Origin of the sequence: Paenibacillus sp. USDA918EY (genome assembly GCF_009870825.1) — a bacterium.
Lineage (GTDB): Bacteria > Bacillota > Bacilli > Paenibacillales > Paenibacillaceae > Paenibacillus_AQ > Paenibacillus_AQ albilobatus.
Genome location: NZ_WTWY01000019.1, coordinates 72670 through 87715 on the forward strand (window position 1 = coordinate 72670; position 15046 = coordinate 87715).

Below are 15046 nucleotides of genomic sequence, written 5' to 3' on the forward strand. Positions count from 1 at the left end.
CAATCATCCACATGACGGTTTTATGCCGTCTATCTTTCAATACCATTGAAAGGGTTGGGTGAGGGGCTACAATGGAAAGCAGGTATTCGGTTGGTCCACCAAGAAAAACAGGCATCGTCGCATGCAGAGGAGAAAACTTCACCTAATCCGTCTTCCCGCCTCGCCCCGAGCGCTTGGCGGCGGGAGCTGTTAGCGGGAGCCGTATCTTTTATTGCGATCGTCTACATTATCATTGTCAATTCATCCATATTGGCGGATGCCGGCATTCCGCAAGAAGCAGGTGTCGTCGCCACCATTCTGGCCTCGGCGGCAGGCTGCTTCATCATGGGCATCTGGGGCAAAGCGCCTTTGATCATCGCGCCCGGCATGGGGATCAACGCCATGTTTACGTACACGATCGTGCAAGGCATGGGGTTGACGTGGCAGCAGGCGTTGGCCGTCGGCATGATGTCCGGCGTATGTTTTTTGGCCATCAGCATGACTCCGCTCATCGAAAAGCTGCGGATAGCCATTCCGGCCTCGCTGCAGGAAGCCATCTCGGTCGGCATCGGCCTCATGCTCGTCCTGATCGGGCTGCAAAAAGGCGGCGTGATCGCAGCCGATCCTTCTTCGGTGATTGCGGTGCAGTCGTTTGCCGATCCGGGCGTTCTGGTCACGCTTTTGACGCTGGTGCTGACTTGCATCCTGTACATGCGCAACGTGCCGGGCAATTTGCTGCTGGCGATCATCGGGGGAACGGTGCTGGCCTATCTGTTCGGAGCGGCGCCTCACACGTCTGCAAACGTCGGGGGTTCCTCCTGGGCGTCTTTCGGAGACGTTTTCGGACGTTTGTCGGTGAAAGGCGCGCCGGTCGCCACGTTGGTTGTCGCGGTTTTTTCTCTTACGCTGGTCATCGTGTTCGAAAATGTCGGACTCATTAACGCGCAGCTGAATATGAGCGGCAAACCAGGGCGGTTCAAGCGCGCTATCCAAGCGACGTCGTTTACCGTCTTTTTAAGCGGCATCTTCGGCACGAGTCCGACGGTGTCCACGGTCGAAGCCGCTGCGGGCATTTCCGCGGGCGGAAAAACCGGCTGGACGCCGATCGTAACGGGATCGCTGTTTTTGGTTTCGCTCATCGCGTTGCCGGTCATCACGCTTGTTCCTGATCAGGCGGTTGCGCCGATTCTCATTTTTATCGGCGGCTTGATGATGCCGGCCGTTCGCAACATTTCCTTTAAACGGCTGGAAGAAGGTTTTCCCGCGTTTTTTGTCATTGCCTTCATTCCGCTCCTGCACAGCATCGTGGACGGGATCGCAATCGGCTTTATCAGCTATGCGCTGTTCCATGTCGCCGTCGGCAAAGCACGTGAAGTGAAACCCCTTTTCTACATCATTTCGCTTCTTTTCGTCATCTATTTCGTGCTGCAGGCGATGTAAGCCCGGCGACGAAGAAAGCCCGCATCGAACGTTTTGGCGTTCGGCGCGGGCTTTTTGGTTTCTACCGTGACTTTAATGATTATTTTGCTTCTTTTTCGTTAATGATTTTGGTCGCTTCGTCTACCATCCATTTTTGGACGGCGTCGATCGATTCGTTGCTCAGCATGAATTTGCTGAACCCGTCGTCAATCACCTTCGTCAGGTCGGAAGAGCTTGTCGTTACGATCGGCGACGCATCCAAATATTTGATGTCCGGACCAAATAGACTGTTTTTGAGCGATTCCACGTCATACATGTCCTTGTTTTTGCCGACCAGACGGTCGAGCAATTTATTAGGGTCCGACTTTTTCCAGCCGGAGAATTCCATTCTCGATTCGGAGTCCGCCGTTGTCATAAAGCGCATCAGCTTATAAGCTTCCTCTTTATGTTTGGACGTCGCGCCCATCGCGAGCTGGCTGCCGCCTACGAAATATTTGCCGCCTTCATAATCTTTAGGCAAAGCGTTTTGCGGAGGAAGCGGTACCGGCGCAAACGCCGTTTTGAAATCATGCGGGTACTGCTCCACGTTCCCCGGGTCCGGGATCATGAAACTTCCCGAAAGCAGCATCGCCGCATCGCCGCTGAAAAATTCGCTCCGGTAGTTCAGCTTGGCCGCAAGCGTATCGGCATAAGGCTTGGCCGACTTATCGACCGTCTCCATGTCTTTACGCAGCTGGAAGAAATATTTGTACGTCGGATCCGACAGAATGGTGGTTCCGTCGTCGTAGCGGAACGGATCCTTCATGACGGTTTGCGCCGGTGCGTTCATGTAAAGCTCCCATGTGTGGAAATACGTCCCGTAACGCTTGTCGACGCCTTCGCCTTTCGTCAGCTTTTTCGCGTATTCGCGGAAATCGTCCCAAGTCCAGCCGTAGGTCGGCACGGGCAGGCCCGCTTCGTCCAAAGCGTTTTTATTCAGCAGCACGAACTGATACCCCGCCGTCATCTGCATCCCGTAATATTTGTCGCCGACCTTCGGATTCACGTAATACTCGTCTTCCGGTTTGACTCCTTCTTTTTGATAGAATTCGTTCAACGGTGCAAGCGCCCCTCTGGCCGCTCTTTCGATGACGGAACCCGAGCTCGGCACGTTGACGACGTCAACCGCTTCGCCGGACGAAATCAGGAAATCAAGCTTTTTCAGCATCTCGACGGAGTTGCCGGGAACAAGCACGACGTGCTCGACCTTGATATTCGGGTTTTGCGCCTCGAATTCTTTGAGCATCGCGTCCGTGGCGGCTTCCTGATCGGCATTATCCCAGTTGTAATATTTGATCGTGACCTGACCGCCCGACGATTTCGCGCCGTCGGCCGAATCGGAGTTGCCGCCGCAGCCGCTCAGCGCGGTAAACGCTGCCAACAACAGGCAAAATGAAGCTATAAGATTCCGTTTGCTTTTCCTTCTCATTTTTCTGCCCCCTAAATATGGAAGTTCCTCAGCCTTGTAACATCAGTATAATGACTGGCCGCGGCATGCAAGTGCATAATTTTGAGGTATATCGATCATTTTTTTGACTTTTTGGCATCCCGGCCTCAAAATCATTCACCCTTTGACGCCGCCCAAGGCAATGCCGTTGATCACTTGTTTCTGCAAAATGACGAATACGATTAAGAGCGGTATGATCGCAGAGAGCGAAGCCATCATCATAATGGCGTCGTTCGTCGTGTAATCGTCCCGGAACAAGGTCATGCCGAGCGGGATCGTATACAAGTTTTTCGTTTGCAAGAAGATGAGCGGATTCTGATAATCGTTCCAGGACCAAATGAATTTAATAATGGCGACGGTCGCCAACACCGGCTGGCAAAGCGGAACAATAATCGAAGCGAATGTCCTTAGGTGACCCGCCCCGTCGATTTTCGCGGCTTCAATGTATTCGTCGCTGATCCCCGTCATAAACTGGCGGAGCAAGAACGTGAAATAAATCGAAAACATGCTCATCAGGATGAGCGCAATATGCGTGTCATACAACCCCATCCAGCGGATGAGCATAAAACGCGGAATGAGCGTGGCCTGGTCCGGAATGATCATAAAGGCAAGCAGCGCCGTAAACACCAGGTTTCTCCCGCGGAATTTCAGCTTGGTGAACGAATACGCGGCCATGGTCGACACGAGCAGCGTAATGATCGTTACGATGACGGCAACCTTGATGGAGTTGAAATAAATATGTAAAAACGGCACCTTCCCCATCCAGACCGCTTTGAAATTGTACACCACATTGATCGATTTAGGAATCCAGTCGATCGGAAAACGCATGACATCCTTTTCGAATTTAAATGCCGACGAAACCATCCATACGAACGGAATCAGGAATAAGACGGATAGAGCCCCCATGAACAAAGTCGTTATCAGTTTGGAAATATTTCTTCGAATAAACGGCATGGTCTTCCTTCCCCCTACTCTTCTTTTCTCATTTTCCAGGTTGCCGCCGTGATGACCGCAATGATGGCAAACAGCAGCCAGGAGATTGCCGAAGCATACCCCATGTTATAGTTGACGAAGCCTTCCTCATAGATCCTGAATACGATGACCGTCGATGAATTATCCGGCCCGCCTTCAGTCAGGTACGAAATGATATCGAAGACTTTAAAGGAGCCGATGAGCATCGTAATGAGCAGGAAAAAGGTCGTCGGGCGAAGCAAAGGAACCGTAATCTTGAAAAACTTCGTCAACCCCGTCGCGCCGTCGATTTCCGCAGCCTCATAAAGTTCGTTGGATATGTTGGTGAGGCCGGCCATGTAAATGATGATCGTATAACCGAGACCGGCCCAGGAACTGATGATGGCGATCGAGATCAGCGACGTTTTCGGATCCACCAGCCATTTCGGAGGGTTCGAGATGCCCAGGTCCATCAGAAACTGGTTGACCGGTCCCAGGGAGGGGTGGAACAACGCGCTCCATACCGCCGCGACGGCAATGATGGACGAAATGTAAGGGATAAAAAACACAACCTTGAAATAGTCCTTCCAAAACACCTTGTTATGGATAAGAACGGCCAGCACGAGCGCGATCGCGATCGGAACCGGAACCGTCAGCACGGTATAAATCAAATTGTTTTTTAATGCTTTCAAAATCGTCGGGTCATGCAGCATATGAACGTAATTTTCAAGCCCGGCGAATTTGATGCCCGAGATCCCTGACAGAAGATTCCAGGAAGTAAAGCTCAAATAAAGGGAGAATCCGAGCGCAAACACGTTCAGCAGCAGCATTCCGACGATCTCCGGCGCAAGGAACAACCAGCCGACGAGGGCTTCCTTCCGTTTCGGAGTCCAAAATTTTCGGGAATCTTGAGGTTTTTCAGTCTTCAAGATTGGTTTGGCAGCTTCCACTTGTATCACCTCAACATGATTTGTTCTAGCGTTTAACTCATGTCTATCTTAAAAAAAATCCATCCTTTTCGAAGGATGGATTCTGACCTGGTACGGGTAAAATTTTGACTTCTTGCCTCCAGGATTCTGCAATTCGATTCCGGCCTTGGTTTTTTGCAAAATCCTCGCTTCTCGTAATCTTCAGAGATTTATCGCGGCTTCATTTTGCATATTTTCCGACGGCATGTTTTGTTTTGTACTCGCTGGGCGTCATTCCTATGTATTTCTTGAATACTTTGGAAAAATAGGTTCGATCCGAGTATCCAAGACCCATCGCGAGGGATTCCAGGGTTTGCCCGGAGCTTTTCATCATTTTCGCCGCGATGCCCATCTTGTATTGGTGGACGTAATCCGTAAAGTTGATGCCGGTCAGCCGCTTGAAATACCGGGAAAAGTAGCTTGAATTCAAATACAAGTACCGCGCCATGTCAATCGAAGTAATATTGTCTGCCAGATGCTGGTCGATGAATTGCTGGATCATTTGCAATTTCGGCTCGCGGATCGCCGCGGACGACCCCTTTTGCTTGTGCTGGGCGATAAAGGCGAGTTGTCTTTCGGCAAGCTCCATGACATCTTCCAGAGTTCTGGCATCGGCAAGGTACGCGTATCGGGCTTCATCCGACTTTTTTTCCGAGAACATCATGTCAATGCCGCGCAGGAGCATCGTAATCTCGCGTACGAAATCGTCGGGTTCGAACCGCTTCTCTTGGGCCAATTGTGCCAAGTTTGCCATGAGCTCGCGGATGCTCCGCATATCGTTTCCCAAGACCGCCCTTTCCAGATCCGATTTGTATCCATCCAAAATTCGCTGCGGCAGAGGAAAAAACAATTGCCTATGAAGGAACCCCATATCCGTTGCCGTAAATTCCCCGTTCGCGTAAAACTCGTGTTTATGCCGGATCATTTGATGATAACAGGAGCCAAGGTCGGCCAGTCCGATTTTATCCGTCACGGCGGAAACGTTCAGCCGCAATTTCAAAAACCGTTCCGCCCCGAACCGCAGCTCCCGCAGAAACGCTTGAAAATGGGAATATGCGTTGCCGGCTAAATTTTGCCGGAAATTGTACATAACGATCAGGTGATCCTGCTCCAAAAACGGCGTGATCCCCTCGTAAGAAGCGGCAAGCTCGACGGCAATATTGTAAATGGCGTAGGAAATTAACGAGACGTTGCTCTGAACGTACAGCTGTTCATAAGACGAGTAATGCAAATGCACAATCCCCATCATGAACCAGGGATATTCCCATGAAATCCCGAGCCCGGCGGCATATTCCCGCGTCGTTTGCGGATCCACTCCGTCCAAAATGCGCTGCAGCAACCCTTGTTTGAACAAATCGCTGCTATAATTGGACGTTTTCTGATACAAGGGCGTCACTTTGGAATGAAGAGAGCGGATCGACTTTTGCAGGCTTTGTTCGAGCTGCTCGGCCGTCAGCTGGTCTTTAAGCAGATAATCGTCCGCGTTCAGCTTCACCGCCTGCTGGGCATAATGAAAATCCTCATGGCAGGTTAAAAAGATGACGCGGATGTCGGGCTTCATATGGCGAAAAGCTTCCGCAAGCTCGATCCCGTTTTTTTGCGGCAGGCCGATGTCCGTCACGACGATATCCGGCCAAGTCTCTTGAAATAGATGCAGCGCTTTGGCGCTGGAGTAGGTGGATCCGACGATGCGCAGCCGAAGCTCATCCCAATCGATCATTTGCTTCAGCACCTTCAGCATCGGAACGTCATCATCAATCAACATCACTTTAAGCATTAGCTTGCATCCCTTCCTGGAAGTAATGAGCGGATTTCGTGGTCCGGAATGTGAAGCACGGCGGTGATGCCCCGCTCCGCATTCGGCATGAGCGCAATCGTGGCCTCGGAACCGAAAGACAACCGCAGTCTTTGGGCAACGTTGATCAGCCCGACCCTGTCATACGGGTCATCCGGGCCGGAATCGCAGCTTTGCAGCCGTTCATTCAGCATCAGCCGACGTTTTTCTTCGATGCCGTCCCCGTTATCCTCGATTTCGATGGTTATGAAGCCGCGGCTTTTTGTGGCGCGAATCGTTATTTGGGCGTCCGGATGATCCACCAGCCCGTGCACGATGGCATTTTCGATTAAAGGCTGAAGCATCAGCTTGGGCATGGTCCATGAAGCGATTTCCGGATCCAGCTCAACCTCGAGCCTAACGGGAATGTCGTTCCGGATTTTCATAATATCGATATAATGCCGCATCAATTCGCACTCATCCCGCAAGGACGTCGGTTCGTTAAATTTCATGTAAGCCCGGAGCAAACTCATTAAAGAGTCGATAATTCCGCTGTGCAGCCGGTCCTTCTGCAGAATCAAGCTGCATTTGATCGAATTAAGCGTATTGATCAAAAAATGGGGGCGAATTTGCATAAACAGCGCTTCCAGCTCCATCACCCGTTTCTGCTCCTGTTCCCGCTCGATATCGTGGACCAGGCGTTGAAGCTGATCCAGCATCGTGTTTAACGTTTGGCTCAGCTCGGCGATATCGTTCCGCCCCTTTACCTCCAGCCTGACGTCCAAATTCCCCATCCCGAACTGGCGGACGACGCGCTGCAGCTTCTGGATCGGCCTGTGGAGCCGTTTGGCGATATACATCGAAGAAATCGAAAAGATGATGAAAAACAAAATGACGCCGCCGATTCCCGCGTAAAACGTCCGCGATATTTTCCCGGTAAACGCCTCTTTGTTCGCCTCGTACACCAGGGTCCAGTTCGTTTTGTCCAGCGTCACTTCCGTACGCAAGGACGATGCGGGAACGCTCGGATCGGGAGCGGAAAGCTCCGCGCTTCCGGCAATGAGGTTTCCTTTTGCATCCAATAAAGCGACCTTGCCAAACCCGACCGGCTTCAACAACTTTTCAAAATACGCCTGGTTAATCCCGATAATCAGCACCGATAAATACTGCTTTTCGCGGCTGTCAAAAATGACTCTGGCAATGTAGTAGGTCCCGTCTTTGCCCGGGTCGCCCCTGTCCATGCCGAGCCACTGCAGGGTTTCCGGCTGTTTGAAATTGATTTTGGCATACAATTCGTCCAGGCGGTCGTTGACTCCCGTCGTGTCGTCCTCGCTTGACGGAATAATAAAGCGTTTTCGGTTTACCAGATACATCCGGGTATTGTTGTTCAACGGCTTCGACGTAATTAAGGAAAACACGCCTTTGATCTCCGTAAAGTTGGTGTAATCGTCATAGCTGCGTAAACGGTCCGTATCCGCAAAGTTTTTCAAATATTTTTTGAAGCTCGTATCATTCACGATAAAATGGGATGCGAACGTCGCATCGTCAATCGTTTTTCCGATTTCGTCGACCATGACGTTCAAAAAGTTCTCGTTGGTCAATTGCAGCTTCTCCACCATCGTTTCCTTGATCAGGACAAAAGAAATCACCGAGACGGTAATGATCGGAACGATAATAAACAAAAGGAATGACAATTGGATCCTGCGGTAATAGTTCAGCTTGAACATGGGTGACTTTCTCCTCTTTCATGCTTCTGGGATGATTATGCTACCCGTATCGTATCGCGCTTACGGCCAAGTTGTCATTCATTTTATCGGCATTCCGCTCATTCGCGTTCATACCAGTATCCGGTCAGGCCTTTTTCCATCCGCATCAAGGCTTCCAAATAGAAGTAGTCGCCCCAAATCATATAATCATCCGGCGATATCCCTCCATGGACGTAATACGATCCGCGCTTCAGCAGCCCTTCCGCATCTTCTTCGCCAATGGTGGCATACCGCTCCACCAAGCTCGTCATGGATTTCAGGAGCATATCCTGAAAATAGGAACGATCCGGGTCCTGTTCATCCAAATGGGAGATCAGTTCCAGCAAACCCGCCGCCACGATCGCGGAAGCCGAGCTGTCCCGGTAGGTGTCGGCATGGACGGGGGCATTAAAATCCCAATAAGCGACGTGGTCTTCAGGCAGGTGGTTCAGGAAATACCGGGCAAGTCGTTTCGAGGATTCCAGGAACAGCGGGTTTTTCGTGTACCGGTAAGATAATGCAAAACCGTACACGCCCCAAGCCTGCCCCCGGGTCCAGGTCGAACCGTTCGAATAGCCTTGGTGGGTCGCTCCCCCGATCGGTTCGCCGGTTTCCGGATTAAAAAAGAACGTATGGTAGGAACTGTCATCCCCCCGGACAAGATAACGCCTGGACTTCTCCGCCTGTGCGGCCGCCGCATTCCGGTAGACCGGATCGCCCGTCTGTTCGCTCGCCCAGTACAGAAGCGGAAGGTTCAGCAGGCAGTCGATAATGATCCGGCCCGCTTCCTTGGCGTCGTCTTTCCGGCCCCAAGCCTGGATGTAGCCGCCGGGCTCGCGCCACCGTTTCATCAGCGCATCCGCGGCTTGCAGCGTCAATTGCCGGGCCGATTCGTCCCGGCTTACGATCCATTGCGCTTTTGAGGAAAGCGAATACAAAAATCCGATATCATGATGATCCAGCACCACATGCTCCTGCATGCGCTTGCGAAAACTTGCGACCGTGGCTTCGGCTGCTTGACGGAAACGTTCATTCCCGGAATATTCGTAGCAGAGCCACAACATCCCGGACCAGAATCCGTCGGTCCAATCATCGTTATCGTTCAGCCCATAGGTTCCGTTCAGGCTCACATGCGGGAATTTATCCCCGAATCGCTCGATATTTCTTAACGTTTTGGCAACGGCGTCTTCTATCGCTTGGGTCCACATTTCAAGACACATCCCCTATCCATTTTTGTTTCAGGTTTTAGAACCATCATAACGAATCGGAGTTGCCGTCATGCGCGTAAATTTTATCTGTGGCGTGCAAAATTTTGACTTTTTTGAGGCGCTCCCCTCACGACAAAAGCCCGGATGATCTTCAAGATCATGCCGGGCTTTCGGATTCATTGATCGACTGGCGTATGGTTGGAGCGGGATGATGATCCTTGTTTAATCAAACAAGTCCCCAAACACGTCCAATACGCTTTTTTTCTTTTTCTTATACGGATATGAGGAATGGCCGTGTTTGTCATACTCCGGGCAGTGCTGCTTTGGCGGCGCATAATGGTGCCCGGGTGGCTGCCGGTGTTCTTTAGGCGCGTGATGATCTCCGGAATCCCCATAATACCATTCGTTATATTGCGGGCGTTCTTCCCGGACGTTCGCCATCAGCTTGTCCAGTTCCCCCCGGTCCAGCCATACCCCTTTACAGGTTGGGCATATATCGATCAGGATGCCGTTCTTCTCCACTTCCTTCATGCGCGAATCTTCACAAATCGGACATTTCATTGCAAATTCCTCCTTGGGATTCCTCTTTACGGTTCATACGGCTTTTAGCCGAAACGGTTTCTCTTTTTCGGGCCGCGTCATTCACGAGTTTCCGCAGAAGTGAATCGTCAAATCCATGACGGCAACGTCCGGAATTTTTTTTGGCATGGATGGAAATAGTACCATAAAAAGTATCTGAATAACACAAAAGGAGATTGCTCCGATGAAAACAACTTACTTCAAGATCGGTATTGCCATTTTAAGCGCAAGTGTTGTGATAAGCGGCTGCGGTACAAGTACGAACAAAACCACCCCTTCCGAGCCTGCGCCAGCGACGCCGTCCAAGAGCACTCCGCCGGCTGCGCCGGCAAAAGTAACGGGGACTTCTTTTAAAAACTTCGGCACGTACGGCTTTGATTTGAAAAATACGCGCCATGTACCTTATAAGGAAGTGACCGCCGAGAACGTCAAAGATTTGGGCGTCATTTGGAGCGCGGATCTTAAAGCGTTGGACAAGGACGTCAAAAACGGAAACCAATGTTACCCTGTCGTCGTCGACGGCGTGGTTTACATTACGACAGCCGGAAATCAGGTGTTTGCCTTCGATGCGGTCACCGGCGGCCAGATCTGGCATTGGAAACCCTCCGCGGAACAGGCCGCGAACTTCAGCAAGGCGGGGATCATCGCGAACCGCGGAGTCGCTGTAGGCGAAGGCAAAGTGTTCATGCTCACCGTCGACAACCATATCGTTTCTTTGGACCAAAAAACGGGCAAGCTCATCAAAATGGTTCCGATCTCCGACTCCGTCAAAGGCGTAACCTTGGAGAACGGTTATTACGAGACGACGGCCCCCGTGTATTATAAGGGGAATATTTATATCGGCAGCAGCGGCGGCGACAACGGCATCCGCGGCTTCGTGAACGCGTACAAGGCAAGCGATTTGACGCCGGCGTGGGATACCCCTTTTTGGACGGTTCCTCCCAAAGGGCAAGGCTGGCTAGCAAACAGCAAGTTCCAAGGGGGCGGAGCGGTCTGGAATCCTCCGGCCATCGACGAAGAGACGGGCATCATGTACTTTGCTGTCGGCAACCCCGCGCCTGACTTTTACGGCGAATCGAGACCGGGCGCCAATCCCCATACGGATTCGGTCGTAGCCGTTGATGCCGCCACGGGCAAACTGATCTGGGCGAAGCAGGAAATCAGCCATGACCTTTGGGACTACGATGCCGCCGCCTCTCCGATGATTCTGGATGCCACCGTCAAAGGAAAGAAACAAAAGATTGTCGTACAAGGCGGGAAATCCGGACAATGGTATGCTTGGGATGCGAAAACCGGGAAAGTGATCTGGGACGGCATTCCTTTCGCAAAGATCGCTCATCCGAAACCGACGCCCGAAGGCGTGACCGTTTATCCGGGCGTGCTTGGCGGTGAAAACTACGCCCCCGAAACGTACGATCCAAAAACCAATTACGTGCTGATCCCGGGGATCGAACAAGGCGCCGTCATCAAATCGGCAAAAAGCCAGGACGAAGCTTCGACGCCCAATGCGCCGGGAGCTGCCGCATTCGGCACATCGGAGCTGGCGCCATCCAACGACGTTCCTTACGGAACGATCACCGCGATGGACGTAAATACCGGCAAAAAGGCATACCAGATCAAAACCAAAGACCCGATGCGCGGAGGTTTTACCAGCACGGCAACCGGGCTCGCGTTCTATGGCGAGTTGGACGGAAAAATAAACGCGCTTGACATTAAATCGGGAAAAGTCATTTGGACCTTCCAAACGACAGGCGATAGCGTACAAGCCGCTCCGGCGATTTTTACCGTGGATGACAAACAATATATGGCATTCACCACCGGCGGAACGACGCCGAAGGTATTCGTGTTCGGGCTTGGCGGAGACAAAACGCAGGGGCAAGCAGGCACCGCGGAGGACACGAACGCGCATCAGTCAAAATAATAACCGATCAAGGCATCTTACGGGGTAAAGCTGTTTCTGGCTTACCCCGTTGCCATGAAGAAAGGGGCACAAACACCAACGATGAAACAACTCTATCGAATATCCATGTCACTCCTGTTGGCCGTAACACTTGCCGGCTGCGCCGGGCACTCATCCCGGCACGCCACTGAAGCACTACCGTCATCACCAGGGACGAAACACGACGTTCGGCTTGAAATCGACCAGCCTGTGTTCCCGATCAAGCAATGGAAGTCCGACGGGTCCCACATGACTTCCGTAAAAGGGAAGCTGCTGATCGATGATCGGCCGGTGGCGAACGGCATGCTGCATCCAAGCAACACGGCAACTCATGTCATGACCGGTAAGGACGGCTCGTTCAAGAACACCCTCGACCAAAGCCTGCTATCCGACATCAAAGTCAACGTAACCTCGCTCGATCAAGCGACCGTTTCCGGCAAACGGCTTACGGAAGATATGACAAAGTCGCTTCAATCGGCTTCCGCAACGGTCAGCGTTTATTATCCGATTCGCGTTACCCATGTCGAAGATTCTCCCCAAGACGACTCGCAGGTTCGCGTTCACGGGCAGGTCATCCCCGGCAAAGGCGATGTCGTTTCCTTTTTTCAAGTCGATAAATATCGTATGGGAGGCGTCGTGAAGGATGCGGACGGCAAACCGGTCGAAAATGCCGTCGTCTGGTTTGACCGGGACAAAGGCGAAGGGTTCGGAAAGTCCACGCCGACCGACCGGAACGGCAACTATTCCATATATTATTGGCCTGAGGACGAGGATACCCATTTGTCGGTTACGGTCGGGACGAAACGATACACGCTTCCGGAAGGCAGAGTATTCAAAATGCCGGAACAGACAAGCGTGGAGATCGATATCACGTTGCCCAAAAAAGGCACGGTCATCGACGACAAACCCCCGAACCTGGTCAGCGTAACGTCTGCGGGAGCCATGTACACCGGGGTTCTGGTCGGATTAAACCTCCCGAAAGAGGTTCCGTATACCGCCACGATTCCGGACAAGCAAGGACGTTTTGTCATCACGGTTTCGAAAAAAATATGGGAGCAGAAACCGGCGTTTTTCGAAACGACGGCTTCAAAATTCGTGGAGGGCAGCCTAACTACGGGAGATTCGCTCCCCCCGCATTACTTTCAACCTGCCGAAGAAGATCCGAAGAATATAACGCCGATGATGTAAACATCGAAAAAGCCCTGACATAGGTCAGGGCTTCCGCAGTATTGAGCAAAATTCATTTTTCATCTGTTCGCCTGCAAAATTATCTGCGCTCGCGCCCCGGGTTTCGGCCCCACATTCCCGCTAGTCCGATCAAACCGAGCAGGCCAAGCCATCCCCAGTTCCAGCCGCCCCGGTCCGTTGGGGTTGAAGCTGCGCGCAATCTGTTATCCGTGTTGCCATTGAGCGTATTCGTGCCGTATCCGGTGTAATTATTGGTTTGAATTCTGCTTGTATCGATCATTTGGTTATTCGTATTCCAGTATTGGCTGCCGGTTCCTGTTCCATAAACGCTGACATCATAATTCGATGTAGTCCCGACTTCGTTGATTCTGTAACGGGAACCATCGTACGCTTTTGTCCCCACGGTTCCCATTCCGTTGCCCATCCCGCCGTTGCCGCCGTCCTCCGTCGCCGTATGGGCATAGGCCGGAACCGTCAGCATCAAAGACAGGGCTGCGGCCATGAAGCCGCTTTTGATATGTCTTTTCATAAGGTACCTACCTTTTGCAAATGTGGATTTTATGCCTTGCGTTATTGTGCCGCATCGCCCCCGTTCTTATGCAATGATGAACCCGCCTGCAGCCGATTCTGACCTGGAACACCTCAGGCGCGGCACGTTGGTTATTGTTATACAATGTCAAAACGTAACATAGGATATAAACAATGATGCTACAGTCTCTTCTCTTCATGAACAATGGAAGAGCATGATCTCCAGGGGGTGAGCGAAATGTGGGTTAAGCCGGAGTTTGAGGTCATTGAGGTATGTGCCGAGGTAACCGCATATGCGTACCAAAAGTAAGTATCGAGAACATGCCGGAGAAATCCGGCATCTGTTTTTTGAGGAGGAAGGAACATGTTTGTGAAGGTGCTGGGATCCGCGGCGGGAGGAGGTTTTCCGCAATGGAACTGCAACTGCCCGAATTGCCGCGGCGTGCGGGCGGATCGTCGCATTTATCGCGCCCGGACGCATAACTCACTAGCCGTCAGCGATGACGGCAAGGCGTGGGTTCTTTTGAACGCCACTCCGGACATTCATGCCCAAATCGTTTCCCACGCCGAACTTCAGCCCGGTGGCAAGGTGCGCGGCACTCCGATCTTCGCCGTGCTGCTTACGGATGCCGAGCTTGACCATACGATCGGACTGCTGCATTTAAGGGAATCCGCAGAAATAGAGGTGTATGCAGCGTCCCCTGTTTTGCGAGCTCTTGAAGGCCCCTTCCCGATCCGGCAAATGCTTGGGCCTTATGCAGCGTTCACATGGTCTGAAGTGAAGCTGGACGAATCTTTTCCACTTTTTGGGGGGAGACTAATCATACACCCGTTTTATTTGGGCGGAAAACCTCCCAGGTATGCAGCCGTCCCGGATAAAAAAGAACCCGGCCCTCTCTCCCCTTGGGTGATCGGATACCGCATCGAGGACCAACGGACGGGGGGCAGCGTTGTATACGCGCCCGGAGTGGAATCATGGACGGATGAACTGGACCGGCATTCGGAGAATGCCGACTGCATTTTGATGGACGGAACCTTTTGGCAATCGGATGAGCTTAACACGTTGGGCATCTCCGAATTGAAGGCGAGTGACATGGGACATCTTCCGATCGCCGGTCCGGGCGGAAGCCTTGAACGCCTCGCCAACCTATCGGCAGGCCGCAAAATTTACGTGCACATCAACAACACCAACCCGATACTTCACGAAGATTCTTCGGAATACCGCTGCCTAAGGGCGCTCGGAATCGAGGTTGGTTACGATGGTTTGGAATTGGAGGTCTAA

General features: G+C 52.0%; 13 protein-coding genes. 5 read left to right on the forward strand and 8 right to left on the reverse strand.

The window, feature by feature from the left end:
- The first annotated feature begins 90 nt into the window (after positions 1 to 90).
- Positions 91 to 1419, forward strand: coding sequence for an NCS2 family permease (locus GQY55_RS26500; protein WP_160044923.1), 1329 nt, complete (start codon positions 91 to 93; stop codon positions 1417 to 1419).
- A 79-nt stretch (positions 1420 to 1498) separates the two neighbouring features.
- Here the strand turns inward: GQY55_RS26500 and GQY55_RS26505 are convergent, their stop codons facing one another.
- The 7 genes from GQY55_RS26505 to GQY55_RS26535 all read right to left on the reverse strand — a co-directional run bounded on the left by GQY55_RS26505 (position 1499) and on the right by GQY55_RS26535 (position 10091).
- On the reverse strand, positions 1499 to 2866 hold the full coding sequence (locus GQY55_RS26505) for an ABC transporter substrate-binding protein (protein ID WP_160044924.1): 1368 nt from the start codon (positions 2864 to 2866) through the stop codon (positions 1499 to 1501).
- Between the two features lie 135 nt (positions 2867 to 3001).
- Positions 3002 to 3838: a carbohydrate ABC transporter permease gene (locus tag GQY55_RS26510; protein ID WP_160044925.1), complete on the reverse strand. Its 837-nt coding sequence runs from the start codon at positions 3836 to 3838 to the stop codon at positions 3002 to 3004.
- Positions 3839 to 3852: 14 nt separating this feature from the next.
- Positions 3853 to 4764, reverse strand: a complete 912-nt coding sequence (locus GQY55_RS26515; RefSeq protein WP_236575881.1) for a carbohydrate ABC transporter permease — start codon at positions 4762 to 4764, stop codon at positions 3853 to 3855.
- A 220-nt stretch (positions 4765 to 4984) separates the two neighbouring features.
- Complete coding sequence (locus GQY55_RS26520; protein ID WP_236575882.1) at positions 4985 to 6568, reverse strand: response regulator transcription factor; 1584 nt, start codon at positions 6566 to 6568, stop codon at positions 4985 to 4987.
- Positions 6569 to 6579: 11 nt separating this feature from the next.
- Positions 6580 to 8304: a cache domain-containing sensor histidine kinase gene (locus GQY55_RS26525; RefSeq protein ID WP_160044927.1), complete on the reverse strand. Its 1725-nt coding sequence runs from the start codon at positions 8302 to 8304 to the stop codon at positions 6580 to 6582.
- A 98-nt stretch (positions 8305 to 8402) separates the two neighbouring features.
- Positions 8403 to 9530: a glycoside hydrolase family 88 protein gene (locus GQY55_RS26530; protein ID WP_160044928.1), complete on the reverse strand. Its 1128-nt coding sequence runs from the start codon at positions 9528 to 9530 to the stop codon at positions 8403 to 8405.
- Positions 9531 to 9752: 222 nt separating this feature from the next.
- Positions 9753 to 10091, reverse strand: coding sequence for a TFIIB-type zinc ribbon-containing protein (locus GQY55_RS26535; protein WP_160044929.1), 339 nt, complete (start codon positions 10089 to 10091; stop codon positions 9753 to 9755).
- A 202-nt stretch (positions 10092 to 10293) separates the two neighbouring features.
- Between GQY55_RS26535 and GQY55_RS26540 the strand changes: the two genes are divergently transcribed.
- Positions 10294 to 12030: a pyrroloquinoline quinone-dependent dehydrogenase gene (locus GQY55_RS26540; protein WP_160044930.1), complete on the forward strand. Its 1737-nt coding sequence runs from the start codon at positions 10294 to 10296 to the stop codon at positions 12028 to 12030.
- A 54-nt stretch (positions 12031 to 12084) separates the two neighbouring features.
- A complete protein-coding gene (locus GQY55_RS26545) occupies positions 12085 to 13236 on the forward strand; it encodes a carboxypeptidase-like regulatory domain-containing protein (RefSeq protein WP_236575883.1) in 1152 nt (383 codons plus the stop codon).
- 79 nt (positions 13237 to 13315) lie between these two features.
- Here GQY55_RS26545 and GQY55_RS26550 read toward each other — a convergent pair whose 3' ends face one another.
- Entirely contained in the window at positions 13316 to 13765 is a 450-nt protein-coding gene (locus GQY55_RS26550; RefSeq protein ID WP_160044932.1) for a WGxxGxxG family protein, read from the reverse strand.
- A gap of 237 nt (positions 13766 to 14002) precedes the next feature.
- Here GQY55_RS26550 and pqqA point away from each other — a divergent pair, with 237 nt between their 5' ends.
- Together pqqA and pqqB are read left to right on the forward strand one after the other, a co-directional pair.
- Positions 14003 to 14074 (forward strand): pyrroloquinoline quinone precursor peptide PqqA, encoded by a 72-nt coding sequence (gene pqqA, locus GQY55_RS32170; RefSeq protein ID WP_136606915.1) that lies wholly within the window; start codon positions 14003 to 14005, stop codon positions 14072 to 14074.
- 54 nt (positions 14075 to 14128) lie between these two features.
- The gene (gene pqqB / locus GQY55_RS26560; protein WP_160044934.1) at positions 14129 to 15046 is read left to right on the forward strand and encodes a pyrroloquinoline quinone biosynthesis protein PqqB; all 918 of its coding nucleotides are present in this window, start codon (positions 14129 to 14131) and stop codon (positions 15044 to 15046) included.

What these genes read in the sequence shown, in the direction of transcription:
- GQY55_RS26525 (WP_160044927.1), bottom strand. Translation starts at nt 8,304, where the DNA reads ATGTTCAAGCTGAACTATTACCGCAGGATCCAATTGTCATTCCTTTTG.
- GQY55_RS26550 (WP_160044932.1), bottom strand. Translation starts at nt 13,765, where the DNA reads ATGAAAAGACATATCAAAAGCGGCTTCATGGCCGCAGCCCTGTCTTTG.
- GQY55_RS26510 (WP_160044925.1), bottom strand. Translation starts at nt 3,838, where the DNA reads ATGCCGTTTATTCGAAGAAATATTTCCAAACTGATAACGACTTTGTTC.
- GQY55_RS26505 (WP_160044924.1), bottom strand. Translation starts at nt 2,866, where the DNA reads ATGAGAAGGAAAAGCAAACGGAATCTTATAGCTTCATTTTGCCTGTTG.
- GQY55_RS26520 (WP_236575882.1), bottom strand. Translation starts at nt 6,568, where the DNA reads ATGTTGATTGATGATGACGTTCCGATGCTGAAGGTGCTGAAGCAAATG.
- pqqB (WP_160044934.1), top strand. Translation starts at nt 14,129, where the DNA reads ATGTTTGTGAAGGTGCTGGGATCCGCGGCGGGAGGAGGTTTTCCGCAA.
- GQY55_RS26530 (WP_160044928.1), bottom strand. Translation starts at nt 9,530, where the DNA reads ATGTGGACCCAAGCGATAGAAGACGCCGTTGCCAAAACGTTAAGAAAT.
- GQY55_RS26540 (WP_160044930.1), top strand. Translation starts at nt 10,294, where the DNA reads ATGAAAACAACTTACTTCAAGATCGGTATTGCCATTTTAAGCGCAAGT.
- GQY55_RS26545 (WP_236575883.1), top strand. Translation starts at nt 12,085, where the DNA reads ATGAAGAAAGGGGCACAAACACCAACGATGAAACAACTCTATCGAATA.
- GQY55_RS26535 (WP_160044929.1), bottom strand. Translation starts at nt 10,091, where the DNA reads ATGAAATGTCCGATTTGTGAAGATTCGCGCATGAAGGAAGTGGAGAAG.